The sequence below is a fragment of the Pantoea sp. Ft-CA_14 genome (genome assembly GCF_024520875.1).
GTDB lineage: Bacteria > Pseudomonadota > Gammaproteobacteria > Enterobacterales > Enterobacteriaceae > Pantoea > Pantoea agglomerans.
In genome coordinates, this window is sequence record NZ_JALNPM010000063.1 from 1 (window position 1) to 229 (window position 229).

General features: G+C 50.7%; 1 pseudogene. It reads left to right on the forward strand.

Going from position 1 to position 229, the window contains the following annotated elements:
• Positions 1–35: 35 nt before the first annotated feature.
• Positions 36–229 (forward strand): annotated as a pseudogene (gene rnpA / locus NR195_RS22860) (ribonuclease P protein component); the annotation flags it as partial.

A 229-nucleotide genomic window follows, 5' to 3' on the forward strand; every position in this document is an offset into this window, starting at 1 on the left:
CGTCTGACCGATTCAAAGTAAAAAAGCAAGCCCTGATGGGAAAGCTCTCATTTCCCAGGGAGTTACGTTAGTTAAATCCCACTCATTTCACTTTCGTCTTCCAGCAGCCACAACTGGCTGGCACGCCGCAAATTACTATTCTCGGCCGCCTTAACGCTCTGGGGCATCCCCGCATCGGTCTCACCGTCGCTAAAAAACATGTTAAACGCGCTCATGAACGCAACCGGAT